Here is a 15349-nt window from a genome sequence, read left to right as displayed (position 1 = left end):
ATTTGACGTTGTCACAGTCACCGTTCACAAAGAAATTTCTGCCGCGAAATCCAAAATATCATTAGCCAAGCTCACTTTATCATCAAGCGATTTCATGATGGTTTGGGTAACTAAGACTTTGTGCCCTTTTTCACTTATTTGCTTCTCTAAGCGGCGATCTTTCGTATCGATCACAAAGCCATCAAGTATTTCACCGTAATGTTGCGCTATGGAAGATGCATCTGATTTGAGGCGAAGTTCTTTTAACATCTTGGCTGTAGGCCCCTTTAGTGCCTTGCCTCCTACGATGGGAGACACTGCTAAGACGGAGGCTCGGGAGCTCTCTATTGCTTTTTTTAGGCCGGGTAATTCAAGGATAGGGTCAATACTTATAAATGGATTTGACGGACAAAAGATTACCAATTCTAACGCAGGATCCTCAAATGCTCTTAGAAGTTTTGATGAAGGAATTGCTTTCCTAATTCCAGCAAATCGAAAGCCGCTTATAGCAGGTAAGCATCGATTTTTCACAAAATATTCTTGGAATGGCATCTCTCCTTTTTCTGTTAAAATCATCGTGCGTACCGGGTAGTCACTCATCGGAACTATCGAATGACGAACGTTAAGCTTGTTAGCGAGATAAGCTGTGATTTCGGTAAGAGTGGCACCAAGTATCATTTTATGTCTTCGGGCTAGATGAAGCGCTAGGTCTTGATCTCCAAGTTTAAACCAAGTCTCGCCACCCAAGCTTTCGAGAGTTTTCATTGTTTTCCAGCTTTCTTGCTTACGTCCCCAACCTGTGTCCGGATTGGAAATGCCCGCCAGAGTATAAAGTACAGTATCTATATCAGGGCATATGGTTAGACCAAGGTGTTCAAAATCATCACCTGTATTAACTGCAATTAAAAGTTCTTCTGGAGGAAGGATTTGGGTGAGACCTAGCACAAGTTTTGCTCCCCCAACCCCCCCGGTAAAGGCGATGCATCGGGTCATCTGAATAAATCCTCATTCTCAGGCCTGGTTAATTCTGTTTCGGGCACCTCATAATTGAATGGATCAAAACCTTTTATAATAACAACTGGCCTACCTTCATTCCCTTGTCCTTGAACTAATGAGGCGGCAGACGCTAATTCATCTGCGAGACCCACCATACTCACTTTTAGAGGTCTTTGATCAAGATCCGGGTCCTCTCGAAGGTCAAGTAACGCAGGAAACCCCGCTGAGCCGAGTGCAATCGAGGTGGTTCCTCGTCTCCAGGCGCGTCCAACGCTGTCGTTAATTATAACCCCCAAACTGGCGTCGCAAGCATCAGAAAACGCTTGAAGTAATTGTTGGCAAGTTTTGTTGGGGTCCTCCGGTAACAAGAGGACATGTTCTCTCGTGAGACCAACATTCGAGGCATCGATCCCTGCATTTGCAAGCACATAGCCTAATCGGTGTCTCGCAATTATAATGCCCGGGCGGTGGCGGACAATCTCTGCAGACTCCTGCAAAATCAATTCGACTAAGGACGGGTTCTTTTCGGTCTTAGCGGCAAGCCTAATTGCCTCTGTTGACGGATTGATTTCGTTCAGATTTCTGTAACGGTTCTCAGCTTTGGAAACAATTTTTTGAGCAATAACGAGAATATCACCATTGTGAAGTCCTGCTGCATGCGATCTCTCTAATATTATGCTGGCAAGGTCGTCACCGGGCGAAATAAAGGGGAAGTCATCAAGAGCGATAACCTCGATCTTTCTTGGTGTCACGATTTCGGGTCACCAGTCACACGTATGCCTGCGTGAGTGACGGGTCCATTCTTATTGATGAAAATTAATAGGGACGTCAAAGCTTCTGCAGCGGCTGAATTATCAATAGGCCCGGCGTGCCAAGCGGCCATTCCTGCGGATTTGGCGAGCTCAATAACTTCGGCCCGTGCATCTTTATTATTTCCGCAAACGAGCACTTCGCATTCAATTGTTGCTGTTAAATCGTGCAATAAATCTGCAGCGATATTCTGAAAGGCAGAAACAACCCGAACATCATCACCTAAAAATTCTTGTGTTTCTTTTGCGGCGGACCCGCCGACGGGTAATTTCACCCTCATAACCTTAGGCGGCGCCAGGGGTACAGTCACGTCGATCAATATTTTTCCCTGCACTCCGTCTTTTATAATATTCAGCATAGGCTCATGGTTTGAAAACGGAACGGTGAGTACAACTAAGTCAGCGCATGCGGCAGCCAAGCTATTTTCGTCTCCGGTAACTTGCCCCCCAGATATCGCGGCAAGTTTTTTTGCGGCTTCCTCGGCTGCTGTTTTGGATCGGGATCCAATTATAATGGGGTATCCCGCTTTGGCCCACCTAAGTGCGAGACCTGAGCCGAGATCACCGGTGCCACCTACAATGGCTATGGACAGTTTTTTACAAGTCACTTTTTACTCCCGCAATGCTAGTTTATTTGTTCAATATGTGCACCAAGTGCAACATTAAATGCCTCATGTTGCTCTACGTTTGCCAGATGGGCCGCCGACTTAATCACAACAAGCTCCGCGCCTTCAATATTTTCTTTGAGGAATTGTGCGGCTGCCAATGGGGTGCTTTGGTCATCTTCTCCCACAATAACTAGTGTTGGTGATTGAATTTTATTCAAAATATCTTCTTGGTTCATCTCTTTGATGGCTTCACAGCAGCCGAGAAATCCGACTAATGGGGTCGCTTCGATCATCTCCTCAATCCCCTTAATTACGCTCCCCCCGGCCGATAAAAAATTTTGGGTGAACCAACGGGTCATGGTTGCTGATTGAATACCAGTCATGCCACGCTCTTTTGCCAATTTCATACGTTCATCCCAAATTGAAGGATCGCGCATTTGTGAGGTAGTATCGCAAAGTGTTAAACTATGTAATCTATCTCCATGAAACGCCCCAAATCGTTGTCCAATCATTCCACCGAGCGAGAGCCCACAGAAATGCACCTTTTGGATTTGGAGTGCGTCTAGTAGTGCGATGGCGTCATCAAGCAGCAACTGAATCGTGTAAGGAGGGCTAGTGACTTCTGTCTTGCCATGGCCGCGAGTATCAGCACGCAATATTCTGAATTTGGAGGTAAGAGCCTCAACTTGGGCATCCCACATATGAAGATTAGAGGCGAGTGAATTACTGAGCATTAGAACAGGCGCATCTTGAGGGCCGTCGAATACATAATTTATGTCGATGCCATTGGCTTTAATTTTTTTACTCATTAGAACCTCTTTCGTTGATGCCGTGAGTCAAATGTAAGTTTACTAATTGTTTCTAATGCGGGAATTTAAACCTTTGTACTTACTCCAGAAAATTCAGCAGAATTACTTTCTTCCAGCCAGCGATTTTTTTGCCACTCTAAATACTGTTTAATATCGTCCACTGTAAATGTCAGAAGGTCGGTCGTAGTTTGCAGTCTCAGTGTCATGCGCGCAAATCCACTCAGTAAGGCCTCAGTCTGCGGCGTCAGCTCTGAAGCAACGACGACGCCTACGTTGGGAATAATAATATAACCCGGTCGCTCATGAAATTCTTTTTCATGGCGTAATGCGGTCTGCCAAAGAGGCTCTTTAGGCTTTGCCACAGGTAAATTCAGTCCTAGTGTCATGGCCTGCCCAAGCGTTAAGAGCCCTTTCATGCATGCCTCAAGTGAGAGTGAGTCACAGCCCAATGCATGTATTTCTTTATATACGGGCAATCTCCATGATTGGTCATTGGTGATCATTCCTTTTAGGTCATAAAGCGCTGGCTGGGGTACAGGCCGTGAAGGTCTTACTAACCTTTGGGTAAGTTCACTCAGATGTGCTGAGACAGTAGTTGGATCAACTCCACCAACAACAGCCCCCCAATGTGAAATTATAAGTATATCTATTGTGCCTGATTTTTGCCCCAGTGCTCTGGCTACGGAACGATTTAGGCTTGCGCCCGGCGGCGCCATAGATGCAAAGGCCCAACGTAATCCCTTGAGGCGTTCAGAAAGGGTTTCTTGGGCGTTTGCTTCGGATGTTATAGCCAATAGATCGGGGGGTGTTACGTGCGACACTAAAGGATGCTCAATTAAAGCATCTAGAGCAGCGAAAGGCAGTGGGCGTACAATTTTATCTGTTTGTTGATTCAACTCTGCCTCTAGTGTTGCCTGTTCATTTGGGTCTTCTAGTCCAGCAGCAATACCGCTCAATACTTTGTCGATGCGTAATGGTATGAATATTTCGGATTGTTCAGCAATCGCGAGACTGGCCTTTTCAGCTCGCACCCACATTAAACCACTATGTTTTACAGATAGAGTGCCACTACGGCCTTGCACTAGATTTATATCGGCACCGAGGCGCGCTGCGAAACGCTTAACGTCTTCAAAAGGCAGAACTTGGGTCGCCATAACTTGTTTGCCGTGTGTCTTGGTCAGACAGGTATATCAATATCGAGTAATGGAGCGTGTTGCTGCGCACCATAGATATCAGAATCGTCAGGATCACCAGACTTATGAAGTCTAGGTATAGTGATCTTGATTGCATAGGCAACGTCGTAAGGAATAATTGATACTTCGTTATCTGACAAACCATAAAGGTCAGCGATTAAGCTGGGTGTGAGTACACCACTATCGCGTACTTTCTCATAAGTGCTTTGGTCTTCAAACATAAGATCGAGTGTGCAGAGCAATGCTCCGGCATTTTTTGATCGCAAGACAGATGTTAATTCTGAAAGAGTTGTCATACTACTTACACCTCTACCATTTCTATTGGGAAAGGTTCTAGTGGGTCTTCGATTTCCATTCTATGCCAGATATTAAACTCATATGTTTGGCCAACGGGCATATCGGAAGGTGAAAATGGGATCGCGAGGTTCCCAGAGATGCATTTTCGGCCAGGAAAATCTGTATGCAACAATGCATAACGGGCTTTTGCCATTATAGCTTTGCTAGTCTCAGGGTCATCCGCCAGAACGTCTGCAAGTAATCCAATTTCGTGGGCTTGCGTGTACTTGACGGGCTCCCTCGGTCCCATGGTGGCATCCTTTCCATAAATGCGAATGTTAAGGCGGTATTGGTCTCGGCTAATACTGAGATTAGCGGCCTCCACTGCTACGCGTTCGTGGCAGGCTTCAATGAACTCATCTATTACAGAAATGAGAATTGGATCCCGCACTCCTGCGATAAAAACAGTACGGTAGCCCGATAACTTTACCCCTTCAAGTTTAACAGTATAGCGATTAGCGTCTTCAAAACGGCTGTCGCTTACCTTGACTATTCTTTCATCAAGCTGCTCGTAATTGGAATGCGTTGTAACCAGCGTGCCTTCAGGCTCTTCTAAATGGTAGGGGCTCGGGTTTTCATAGAGTGTATGTGCCGCAATACGCATGCGTGTGCAGCGTTTGTCGGGATGACCGGGCTCAACAAGGAAATAATCGTCATGCAGTGTGCCTATAACGCAGTCTTGGCCAGTCCGCGGGGTGGTCACCTGTCCTGCGCACTCAATAATTTTCGATAAATGCCAACAAAGTCCAGGATCGAAACCCCTCATCAAAGGTATTGCGGAATAGATGGACGCGTCCGTAGCGCGACCTGCCAAGATAATTTGTGCTCCATCATTAATAGCTTTTTGAAATGGTTCGACACCCATCATGCCTACAACCCTATGACTTTCGTCAATCATGTTTGGGGTTAATTCAGAGATCGGGCCAAGTGATTCAATTTTTCCGGCAGCACATTTTTGTTTGAGGTAGTCGGCCGATTGCTCGGCTCGAATTAAGGCCATATTGAAATGAAGATTTTTTTCCTCAGCAATTTCTTTGACGACATCGCGCACAAAATTTAGCTGTGGATCACTTCCTCCACCACCACAGGAGCCAATTAGCATTGGGATCTGTTGTTTGATAGCAGCATCAAGCATCAGGGAGAGATCTCTCTTGATTGCTTGGCGTGAGACAAAAGGGACTCCCTGACCTAGGTAGTGAGGGCCCGGGTCCATAGAGCCACCATCGGCTGCTATGAAATCTAAACCTTGTTCGACGCCTCTATTGAAGGCTTCTTCAGTGTAGCCATAACCAACCATTCCGGTAGTTGCCATCATACGCAATTCAGTCATTTTTGAATTCCTTCCGGGCTTTAGAAAGAAGATCCATAAATCCTCTTAACAGTAAATCAAGTGCATAAACTTGACCAGTGAGGGTCACATACAGATATCGACGCGAACCAAGTTTTGAAAAAGAAGAACATTCGCAAGATAGCTTGATTTCAAAACCATGAGAACCTTATTTCTATGGGTTTCAAATTCGGGTTAGTGCTGTTACTGGTTATCGTTGGTTTTCTGGAGAGGAAAGTGAAAAAATTCAGCATCGTTTAAGCCTGAAACGGAATTTACACAGCCGATTGCGCAAAGGCTTGCCAGATTAGCTCATTCTTTGAACATTGAGGATATACCAGCTTTAGTACGCGATCGTGCAAAGTATCTAATATTAGATGCTGTTGGTATTGCTTTTGTTACCCGTCATTACCCCATTTCAGAAAAGACACGTAATGGCCTTCTAGATGCAGTGGGTACCGGGACTGCCTCAGTTGCAGGGTTTCAAGAGAAATTACCTTTGAGGGATACGGTAATAATAAATGGTGCGTTGGTACACGGTCTAGACTACGATGACACACACCCACGAAGCATTGTGCATCCCGAGGCTAGTTCCCCAAGCACGGTTTTAGGCTTCGGTGAGCATTGTGATGTTGGTGGGAGGGAGTTGCTGACTGCCTATGTGACTGCAATGCAGAGTATTATTCGCATTAGAATGGCAGCGATGGGAGGATTGCACAGGTGGGGCTGCGCAGCAGGAGTCAACGCTGCTTATCTCGCTAAAAATGGATTTGTTGGACCAACTTGCCCGTACGAGAGTCGATTTGGACTTTATAAGAATCATTTACATGATGATGAATAGCATGTTGATTATGAATATCTTTTCGCTGGGCTGGGCTCTCAGAATTTGCAGATGATGTTCTTAGGGATGAGGCTATCTTAAACTTAGCATCAAAGATTGAGTATGAGATCGATCGGCAAAAGAGGTACCCAGATTATTATTCAGGCGGGATCATTATCACCACTAAAGATTGCATTGAGCACGTGCATCACGAGCGTATAAACCGTGGTGTCGGTGAAAGAGCATTAAGTGAAGCTGAAATTTCATCAAAATTTTTGAAAATGCTCTTCTGGAGATACCGCGAGATCGAGCAGAGTTAGCTCGCGATTCTGTGCTTGGACTGAATAAAAACTCAGCATGTGAATTGGCGCCAAAACTAATTTTCGCCTAGATTGTTTTATTTCTCATACGCACAGTTTCAGGGCTCCATGTCAGCGCCACAGATTCTCTTAGAGACGATTGCTGATTCACGAGCCTCGGCGCTGTTTATTAAAAACTTATATGCGTTTATTCTTTTCTCGTCGACGACGTACGGAAGAAGAAATTTTCATCGACTCCCGGTATTTTGCAACCGTGCGCCTTGCGATATTTATGCCTTCTGTTTGCAGAATAGAGACGATCCCGTCGTCTGACAGTATTGATCCGGGGTCTTCCCCATCGATCAGCATTTTTATGCGGTGGCGCACAGACTCAGCAGAGTGTTCTGACAAACCCCCAACGCCGCTGATTGCTGAAGTGAAGAAATATTTCAATTCAAAAGTGCCGCGAGGTGTGTGAATGTATTTGTTTGAAGTAACGCGGCTCACGGTGCTTTCGTGCATTTCAATAGCTTCAGCAATATCCCGAAGGACAAGCGGTCGAAGATGTTCCACTCCTTTACTGAAGAAGCCGTGTTGTTGGCGCACGATCTCACGTGAGACCCTGAGTATTGTGGTTGCTCGCTGATGCAGAGATTTCATAAGCCAATTCGCGGATTGTAGTTGCTCAGCGATGTACTCCTTCTCATCTTTTTTTCGAGCCTCGCCGGCGACCTTTGTATGGTAATCTTTGTTTATGAGCACGCGAGGAAGAGTTTCGGGATTAAGTTCAACAATCCAATCACCATCAGGATGGGGTCGCATTAGGATATCGGGAATGACTGTTTGGAGGATCTCTCGTTCGAAGTTTTGGGCTGGTTTTGGATCTAAAGCGCGGATTTCAGCGACCATATCAGTCAAATCCTCCTCATCAACGCCGCATATCTTTATGAGCGCTGCTTTATCCTGTTTTGCTAGGAGGTCGAGATTATCCAGCAAAGCTTCCATAGCCGGATCATAACGATTACGATCTTGAAGTTGTAGAGCTAAGCATTCTTTCAGATCGCGCGCAAAAATGCCGGGAGGATCAAATCTCTGTAATTCTTTAAGTACTCTTTCTACTCTTTCTGTTGAACAGCCCAAAGTAGCTGATAAATCTTGCAATGGAGAGCTGATCCAGCCTGACTGATCAAGTAATTCTATTAAATGACGGCCTACCAGTCGGTCCTTAGTATCTAAAATATCCACGGTTAGTTGTTCTGACAGATGATCGCGCAAGGACTTGGCCTCACTAAGCGTAGATTCAATGTCATTTATTGGTGTGCTGAAGTCGCTGCGTCCACCTTGGGCATTATTAAGTTTATCTAAAGAAAGACCCTGTTCACTGGCTCCATCATCATTTAGTGCCATACCAGCATCGGTCGGGCTTTCGCTTTCCCAAACGGAGTCATGGTCTATATCAAGCGGGCTCTCTGCTTCATCGGTAGTTGCGGCGCCTGTAGCAAATTCTAGAGTATCGGGGGTTGCGCCGTCATCATTTGGTTGCTGTTCGTTATGACCATCAGTGCTTGTGCTGTCGCGCGAGCGTTCTGCCACGCTCGGTTCATCACCAGATTGCTCATCACGTTCGAGCATGGGATTCTGTTGCAGCTCGGCTTCGACGAATTCCCGCAACTCATTACTTGAAAATTGCAAAAGCTTAATGGCTTGTTGCAGCTGTGGTGTCATAACGAGGTTTTGGGATTGGCGTAAATCGAGGCGTTGTGAGAGTACCATTATATGGGTAGTTCTGCCCTTAAAGGCTGAACCGTTCTCCAAGATAGACACGACGAACTTCATTATTTGCGACAATTTCGTCTGGGCGCCCCTCCATCAACAGTCTACCATCGTGGAGAATATATGCACGGTCAACAACCTCAAGCGTTTCGCGCACATTATGGTCTGTAATAAGCACTCCAATGCCACGGTCTTTTAGATGAATAACGAGCTCTCTAATATCCCGTACTGCTATGGGGTCAATACCCGCGAGGGGTTCGTCTAGAAGAATAAAATTTGGCTGTGAAGCCAAGGCGCGCGCAATCTCTACTCGCCGCCGCTCTCCTCCGGATAGAGCAAGTGATGGAGTACGGCGCAAATGTGTTATTGAAAACTCCGCAAGCAATGATTCGAGCATTGCTTCGCGTTGTTCTCTATTTCTTTCAACCACTTCAAGAACACCGCGGATATTTTGTTCAACGTTGAGACCCCGAAATATGGATGGTTCTTGAGGTAAATACCCAATGCCCAATCGAGCGCGTCTATACATAGGAAGAGAAGTGATATCATGTCCGTCCATCAAGACGGCTCCATAATCTGCGGCAATCAGGCCGGTAATAATATAAAAGCAAGTTGTTTTGCCGGCTCCATTCGGACCCAGTAGACCGATTACTTCGCCGCGTTGGAGATAAAGGCTTACATCCCTCAGTATTGGGCGTTTCTTGAATTGCTTTCCTAGATTACGTACTACCAATCCTGAATTAGAGGCGATAAGTTTTGGCCCCTCCTGATTGTTTTGATCCCTATCTGACGAATGGTCCGATGTCATCAGGGGCGAATGGATTGGAGGTTCGGATGATTGATTCACTTGAGCTGATACTCCAGTACGGTATTTCTAGAAACCCAATATTTATATCACAGTTTTATCGCGTCTGGTTGGGTGTTATCAAACCTTTTACGCGCTTACCCACAAGCCTATAAATACCTGTTTTTAAATTCACCTTTGCCGTGTCCCCATTTAGCTGGTTATTTTTACTTGTGATTTTGACGTTTCCCTTGAGCGTTGCCACACTCGTCGTGGGATAATACTCCCCTCTGTCCCCCCTTATAATTGCATTTGGAACTGAAACGTGGACGTTACCAATGGCATCCACTCTATCGATTCGCTGCCCATTCGAGTTTGAGTTTTTGTTATTCGCCGTGGGAGAAGTGAAATACGCGGTTAGAACATCTGCGTGTAGACGCTGTTTGTTTTGAATAATTAACGCCTTTCCTCGCGCGACAGCTGTTTGACGTTTATCCCAATACTCGAGACTATCTCGTGCCTTCAAAACACCTTCAGGCGAAACAATCTGAAGTTCCTTACCACTGAGGACAAAGACTGACTCTTTGACGTGATAAATGGCTATGTCTCCAGTCGCAATCGTCCTTGCTGGTTTTCCTGTTTGGTCTTTACCCAATGAAATAATTTTGACTTGTCCTTTTGCATCAAGCCTGACCATCTCTTGGCCTTGCCCTGTTTCTGTATCCCGATAATGAGCGATTAGCTCTTCTGCCTGCAGGGTTACTTTTCCGCGTGCCGCTCTCGCATTGCCTCGTGCGATATATTTCCCCTGTTTAGGAATCCATTCAAGACCGTCGTCAGCCTCTATTATAAGGGGTGAGGTATTATCCTCATCGGTCATAGGTATGTTTACTGACTGAGCATGTGTTGTGGGCGATAGCGGGATTTGACCCATCCAAAGAAAAACCCAAGCCAATATAACAGGATACGGTGTCCTCATCCTTCTTTCATCCGATGCGGGAAAAGCGTCAACTTAGAACGCCCGGTAAAAAGTATGCGCTTCGATTTATAAAAAAGGACGAACCCTTCAGATTGAAGGTTTCCCAGGGGGCCTTGGCCTTCGACGGGGTCGACACCACGCGCATCCCCCGCTTTCAAGTCAATGACTGTGTTTTTGGTGCGGAATTCGTATCCAGTGTCGTGAAAAAGGTTTACCCCGCCTGTTAGCTCTAAAAGCTGCATTTTATGATTGTAGAAGCCATCCTTTGCTGTGATAGCAGTCCACGAACCATTCTGCATCATTACGTCTACTTGGGGTCCTTGTAACGAGAATTCCATATCTGTTGCATTCTTCTGATGTGCTTTTGTTGCTGTTATCGTGAATGGCTTTTCTTCCAAGATTCCTGCGTAACGGCCATTGAGCATCGTTAAGTTTTTTGCGGCACTTTTGTCAATTTTTGCCGGCCCCAGCGTAAACCGGCGTTGCTGCTGCTCTAACTGAGGCCAAACAAGAACAAGAACTATCAGCCCTGTCGCAATAGTTGGTAGCAAAACTCGCATGGTCCCTACAAACCGACCGTAAACAGGAGATACACTAACTTGCTGTCGGGTCGAGATAGGGATGTCGTAACGCCGTGTATGATGATCGGTTTTTTTAAGACCAGATACAGGCTCATTCTTTTGAGCGGATGAAGCCATAATAGGTGTATCACCCATTGCGCTAAACCAGCCCAGCTCTTAGACAATCATGAATATGTAGCACGCCAATTAGTGCTCCCTGATCATCATCAATCACGAACAGATTTGTTATAGATTTTTCGTTCATCATAGCGATCGCCTCTCCCGCTAAAGCATGAACGCGGATTGTTGCAGGAGCACCAGTCATAATCTCTCCGGCGGTTACTTTGCGCAGATCACTATCGATATGGCGACGCAAATCGCCATCCGTTACAATTCCAACTAGTTCCCCCGAATCTACAATTCCCACACAGCCAAGGCTCTTTGAAGTCATTTCCAATATGGTTTCACTCATGAGTGTAGTGGGTTTAACAATGGGCATCGAAGACCCACGATGCATCAAATCTGAAACCCGAAGTAGACTGGAACCCAGTTTGCCGCCAGGATGTAAAACACGAAAATCGTTAGCCGAAAAGCCATTCACCTCTAGCAAGGAAACCGCAATCGCATCCCCCATGGCTAAGCTCGCAGTGGTTGAAGTAGTTGGTGCCAATCCCATTGGGCACCCCTCTGGTACATCTGGCAACAGTAGTACTGTATCTGCCATTTCACCAAGAGTACTCTCTATGCGTCCAGTAATTGCTATCAGAGGTATTGAAAATCGGCGGGTATATTCCAAAACGTCGCGAAGTTCGCTCGTTTCTCCTGAGTTTGACAGCGCTATAACGGCATCTTCATCCGTAATCATTCCTAGGTCGCCATGACTCGCTTCTCCGGGATGTACATATTGGGCGGGGCTTCCGGTAGAGGACAAAGTAGCCGCTATTTTACGGGCAATGTGTCCACTCTTGCCCATGCCTGTGACTATAATGCGACCCTCAATGCCATGAAGGATTTTTATCGCTTTAGCAAAGGTCTTGTCGATTTGATTGGCGAGGGTAGAAATCGCCTCAGCCTCAAGTTGGAGCACATATTTCGCAGCGTTAAGTTCTCGCTTTTTATTCTTTGTCAAAGTATCCCCGGAGTTGAATTCACTTGCTGCCGTCATTTAATTCTTCCAATGCAGAGCTGAGAAACGATAAAGAAAGCGTTCGCCTTTGTTTAGTGATGCGCGAAGATGTCGTCATCTTCAAATCCCTTGATGTCTAATGCAGAACGAAATGGTAAAAAGTCAAACGCAGCTTGCGCCAAATCCATGAGGCCCTCTCGTATCAGCATTTCTTCGAGTTTCTCCCAGATCGCATGAAGATACAGAACATCGCTCGCTGCATATTCAATTTGCGCCTTTGACAGCTCTAAGGCCCCCCAGTCCGATGATTGTTGCTGCTTCGATATGTCCAAATCAAGAAATGCTTTACACAAATCTCTCAATCCATGCTTGTCAGTATACGTTCGAACTAAACGAGACGCTATTTTAGTGCAAAATACGGGCTGACATCGGCAGTTGAGGTAATGCGTTAAGACGCCTATGTCAAACCGGGCAAAATGGAACAGCTTAACTGTATTCTGATGTGAAAGTAATCTGACAAGGTTTGGCGCACAAATATTATTTTGTGGCATTTTGACCACATGGGCGTCTCCATCCCCAGCTGAGAGCTGGACCACGCAGAGACGGTCTCTGTGCAATTTCAACCCCATTGTCTCAGTATCAACTGCTACAAGGTTGCCGAGATCGAGATCGTTTGGCAAGTCGCCAAGATGCAAATGAGTACTCAAAGTAAAGATCCTGATTAATTTAATATCAAACAACTTCCAATACTGGTGGATACCATAGCTTCCAAAGGGGGGCTAACGCCACTGTTAAGGACGGCTCGACCTATTTAAAATAAACAAGCAAGTCATTGGTGCCCAGGAGAAGACTCGAACTTCCACGGGGTTTCCCCCACAGGTACCTGAAACCTGCGCGTCTACCAATTCCGCCACCTAGGCTAAAATGGCAAAAGTGATGACCCTCCGGGATGAACTTGTCAACAGCATTTATGCTGGCCTTGCGTTATTGGGCTTTGTATACGTTTGTTAATTTCTAAATATATTGCCGTAGCTTGGTTCGGAGGAAATCATGAGATCGAGGCTAATAACGGTACTTGGAGCGTCCGGATTCATCGGTAGCTATGTAGTAAAGAGGTTAGCAAAGCAAGGGTACCTGGTCCGTGCTGCGGTTCGAGATCCGTATGGTGCATCTTTTTTGAAACCCATGGGTGACGTAGGTCAAGTAACGCCGGTACAGGCTAATGTTCGAATTAAGGAATCAGTCATCAGGGCGATAGATGGAGCTGATGGGGTAATAAACTTAGTCGGTATATTTCGACAAATTGGCAAGCAGCGTTTCGATGCAGTCCATTATCAAGGAGCTAAAAATGTTGCGCAAGCAGCAGCGGATGTCGGGAGTAGATGTTTGGTGCATATGTCCGCACTTGGCGCCTCACCGCATTCACCGTCAATATATGCGCAAAGTAAAGCGGCTGGAGAAAAAGCTGTAACAGAAGCCTTTCCAAAAGTGACTATCATGAGGCCAAGTATCGTTTTCGGACCGCAAGACAATTTCTTCAATCGGTTAGCTGCCCTAGCTTGCTTTTCACCGGTGATGCCTGTCCTCGGTTGCCCGTGTCCTAAATACAATGCGGGCAAGATAGACCTTTTTGGAAATGGAGGCACTCTTTTCCAGCCGGTTTATGCTGGTGATGTAGCTGACGCAATCGTTCGGACTTTAGAAAATGATACTTACGTAGGCAGAGTCTGCGAACTCGGGGGTCCTGAGGTTTTTAGCTTCAGAGAAATAATAGAAAAGATTTTGCACAACACAGGACGAAAGAATTTTTTGATGCCTGTTCCTTTTAGACTTGCCTCGATAGTCGCATTCCTTGCTGAGTCGATGCCTGTCCCACCATTAACGCGCGACCAAGTTACGCTGCTTAGAAATAACAGTGTCCTTGATAGCGGAGCCAATGGGTTCTTGCCATTTGATATTACGCCCACCTCTGTCGACGTCATTCTCCCTAGCTATCTTGATAAATATTGCAAGGGGGGAAGATTTAGTCGTTTTAGTGGAGCCTAACTGTCGTTAGTAGTAAACCATAAACAGAAGCCCTCCACCTAAAATGAGCCGATAGACTACAAATGGTGTAAAGCTCGAGTGATTTAGCCAGCGAAGCAGAGTTGTAATTGCTATTAAACCTGCAACAAAGGAAAGCCCAATAGCAATTAATGCTTCTATCTGTATCGTGATATTTTCTTGTTGGTAAAGCCCAATTCCAGAGACTGCCGAAATTCCAGCGATTGTTGGTATTGAAAGTAGCATTGAGAAGCGGGCTGCTTCAGCTCGGTCCATGCTTAATAAGCGTCCCGCTGTTATGGTGATGCCTGCTCTACTAGTTCCGGGGATAAATGCAAGAACCTGTGCAACACCGATAAATAGTGCATGGAAGAGCTTAAGGTCATCACACCTGTGTATGGTAAGGGTTACTTTGTCAGCGATCCACAGTAATATGCCGAATCCAATGGTTGCCCATGCAATGACTTCCAAATTTCGAAAATATGCTTCCACTTGATCGTGAGCAAAAAAGGCTAGCAGTGCAACCGGAGTGGTTGCTACAAGCAAATTAATTGCGCGTTTTGAATGCGAATTTGGTATCCCCAAACACAGACGGCCTAAACCAAGCAGCATTTGCCAGAGGTCTCGCCAAAAATAGACTAGGACGGCGCCTAGTGTTCCGAAGTGTAATGCGACGTCGATCGTCAGTCCTTGATCAGACCAACCCAACACTTTGGAGATTATAACTAAATGGCCGGAGGAACTTATAGGGAGAAATTCGGTTACACCCTGCACTAAGGCTAGAATAGTGAGCTGGTAGAGCTCCATAGATATTGTGCCTCCAAACAGATTGTTACTTACAAAGCATAGATTACATACCAAAATAGGCAACTTGATATGTTAATTTGCTTAGATTAGTTGTCTTTGAC

At 45.8% G+C, this 15349-nt stretch carries 16 protein-coding genes and 1 tRNA gene; 2 read left to right on the top strand and 15 right to left on the bottom strand.

All coding sequences use genetic code 11. From position 1 onward, the window contains the following. Positions 1 to 24: 24 nt before the first annotated feature. The 7 genes from cofD to VX941_03965 all read right to left on the bottom strand — a co-directional run bounded on the left by cofD (position 25) and on the right by VX941_03965 (position 6060). Positions 25 to 972, bottom strand: coding sequence for a 2-phospho-L-lactate transferase (gene cofD, locus VX941_03995; GenBank protein ID MEE2932567.1), 948 nt, complete (start codon positions 970 to 972; stop codon positions 25 to 27). Beyond that, positions 969 to 1727, bottom strand: a complete 759-nt coding sequence (gene cofE, locus VX941_03990) for a coenzyme F420-0:L-glutamate ligase (GenBank protein MEE2932566.1) — start codon at positions 1725 to 1727, stop codon at positions 969 to 971. Before cofE ends, cofD begins: the two co-directional genes overlap by 4 nt. After that, positions 1724 to 2392: an NADPH-dependent F420 reductase gene (npdG, locus tag VX941_03985; GenBank protein MEE2932565.1), complete on the bottom strand. Its 669-nt coding sequence runs from the start codon at positions 2390 to 2392 to the stop codon at positions 1724 to 1726. The genes cofE and npdG overlap by 4 nt, the downstream gene beginning before the upstream one ends. A 17-nt stretch (positions 2393 to 2409) precedes the next feature. Next, the gene (gene pcaD, locus VX941_03980) at positions 2410 to 3201 is read right to left on the bottom strand and encodes a 3-oxoadipate enol-lactonase (protein MEE2932564.1); all 792 of its coding nucleotides are present in this window, start codon (positions 3199 to 3201) and stop codon (positions 2410 to 2412) included. Positions 3202 to 3266: 65 nt separating this feature from the next. Continuing rightward, on the bottom strand, positions 3267 to 4355 hold the full coding sequence (locus tag VX941_03975; GenBank protein ID MEE2932563.1) for a hypothetical protein: 1089 nt from the start codon (positions 4353 to 4355) through the stop codon (positions 3267 to 3269). Positions 4356 to 4378: 23 nt separating this feature from the next. Beyond that, a complete protein-coding gene (locus VX941_03970; GenBank protein MEE2932562.1) occupies positions 4379 to 4690 on the bottom strand; it encodes a DUF4387 domain-containing protein in 312 nt (103 codons plus the stop codon). 5 nt (positions 4691 to 4695) lie between these two features. After that, positions 4696 to 6060, bottom strand: coding sequence for an acyclic terpene utilization AtuA family protein (locus VX941_03965; protein MEE2932561.1), 1365 nt, complete (start codon positions 6058 to 6060; stop codon positions 4696 to 4698). Positions 6061 to 6343: 283 nt separating this feature from the next. Between VX941_03965 and VX941_03960 the strand changes: the two genes are divergently transcribed. Beyond that, positions 6344 to 6898, top strand: coding sequence for an MmgE/PrpD family protein (locus VX941_03960; GenBank protein MEE2932560.1), 555 nt, complete (start codon positions 6344 to 6346; stop codon positions 6896 to 6898). 476 nt (positions 6899 to 7374) lie between these two features. Here VX941_03960 and rpoN read toward each other — a convergent pair whose 3' ends face one another. The 7 genes from rpoN to VX941_03925 form a co-directional block, all read right to left on the bottom strand. Next, positions 7375 to 8949, bottom strand: a complete 1575-nt coding sequence (rpoN, locus tag VX941_03955) for an RNA polymerase factor sigma-54 (protein ID MEE2932559.1) — start codon at positions 8947 to 8949, stop codon at positions 7375 to 7377. A 19-nt stretch (positions 8950 to 8968) separates the two neighbouring features. Further along, positions 8969 to 9757: an LPS export ABC transporter ATP-binding protein gene (gene lptB, locus VX941_03950; protein MEE2932558.1), complete on the bottom strand. Its 789-nt coding sequence runs from the start codon at positions 9755 to 9757 to the stop codon at positions 8969 to 8971. 94 nt (positions 9758 to 9851) lie between these two features. Continuing rightward, positions 9852 to 10712: an LptA/OstA family protein gene (locus VX941_03945; GenBank protein MEE2932557.1), complete on the bottom strand. Its 861-nt coding sequence runs from the start codon at positions 10710 to 10712 to the stop codon at positions 9852 to 9854. Continuing rightward, positions 10709 to 11428: an LPS export ABC transporter periplasmic protein LptC gene (lptC, locus tag VX941_03940; protein MEE2932556.1), complete on the bottom strand. Its 720-nt coding sequence runs from the start codon at positions 11426 to 11428 to the stop codon at positions 10709 to 10711. Before lptC ends, VX941_03945 begins: the two co-directional genes overlap by 4 nt. Positions 11429 to 11432: 4 nt before the next feature. After that, positions 11433 to 12437 carry a KpsF/GutQ family sugar-phosphate isomerase gene (locus tag VX941_03935; protein MEE2932555.1) on the bottom strand — a complete coding sequence of 335 codons (1005 nt, stop codon included), beginning with the start codon at positions 12435 to 12437 and terminating at the stop codon, positions 11433 to 11435. A 53-nt stretch (positions 12438 to 12490) separates the two neighbouring features. After that, positions 12491 to 13105, bottom strand: a complete 615-nt coding sequence (locus VX941_03930; GenBank protein MEE2932554.1) for a ribonuclease D — start codon at positions 13103 to 13105, stop codon at positions 12491 to 12493. Between the two features lie 126 nt (positions 13106 to 13231). Then, positions 13232 to 13318 (bottom strand) — tRNA-Leu (locus tag VX941_03925). Positions 13319 to 13448: 130 nt separating this feature from the next. Between VX941_03925 and VX941_03920 the strand changes: the two genes are divergently transcribed. Continuing rightward, positions 13449 to 14444, top strand: a complete 996-nt coding sequence (locus VX941_03920) for a complex I NDUFA9 subunit family protein (GenBank protein MEE2932553.1) — start codon at positions 13449 to 13451, stop codon at positions 14442 to 14444. Between the two features lie 6 nt (positions 14445 to 14450). On the opposite strand, the gene VX941_03915 is transcribed toward VX941_03920, so the two are convergent. Further along, positions 14451 to 15248: an undecaprenyl-diphosphate phosphatase gene (locus tag VX941_03915; protein ID MEE2932552.1), complete on the bottom strand. Its 798-nt coding sequence runs from the start codon at positions 15246 to 15248 to the stop codon at positions 14451 to 14453. Positions 15249 to 15349 lie beyond the last annotated feature (101 nt).

Source organism: Pseudomonadota bacterium (assembly GCA_036339585.1).
In the GTDB taxonomy this organism is placed as follows: domain Bacteria; phylum Pseudomonadota; class Alphaproteobacteria; order UBA8366; family UBA8366; genus UBA8366.
Note: the sequence above shows the minus strand (reverse complement) of the source record. Positions and strands in the feature narration are given on the sequence as shown.

Bases quoted from the DNA above. Each gene is read 5' to 3' on its own strand.
- VX941_03920 (MEE2932553.1), top strand. From the start codon at position 13,449: ATGAGATCGAGGCTAATAACGGTACTTGGAGCGTCCGGATTCATCGGT.
- rpoN (MEE2932559.1), bottom strand. From the start codon at position 8,949: ATGGTACTCTCACAACGCCTCGATTTACGCCAATCCCAAAACCTCGTT.
- lptB (MEE2932558.1), bottom strand. From the start codon at position 9,757: ATGACATCGGACCATTCGTCAGATAGGGATCAAAACAATCAGGAGGGG.
- VX941_03935 (MEE2932555.1), bottom strand. From the start codon at position 12,437: ATGACGGCAGCAAGTGAATTCAACTCCGGGGATACTTTGACAAAGAAT.
- cofD (MEE2932567.1), bottom strand. From the start codon at position 972: ATGACCCGATGCATCGCCTTTACCGGGGGGGTTGGGGGAGCAAAACTT.
- VX941_03915 (MEE2932552.1), bottom strand. From the start codon at position 15,248: ATGGAGCTCTACCAGCTCACTATTCTAGCCTTAGTGCAGGGTGTAACC.
- VX941_03970 (MEE2932562.1), bottom strand. From the start codon at position 4,690: ATGACAACTCTTTCAGAATTAACATCTGTCTTGCGATCAAAAAATGCC.
- VX941_03965 (MEE2932561.1), bottom strand. From the start codon at position 6,060: ATGACTGAATTGCGTATGATGGCAACTACCGGAATGGTTGGTTATGGC.
- VX941_03975 (MEE2932563.1), bottom strand. From the start codon at position 4,355: ATGGCGACCCAAGTTCTGCCTTTTGAAGACGTTAAGCGTTTCGCAGCG.
- VX941_03945 (MEE2932557.1), bottom strand. From the start codon at position 10,712: ATGAGGACACCGTATCCTGTTATATTGGCTTGGGTTTTTCTTTGGATG.
- pcaD (MEE2932564.1), bottom strand. From the start codon at position 3,201: ATGAGTAAAAAAATTAAAGCCAATGGCATCGACATAAATTATGTATTC.
- lptC (MEE2932556.1), bottom strand. From the start codon at position 11,428: ATGGGTGATACACCTATTATGGCTTCATCCGCTCAAAAGAATGAGCCT.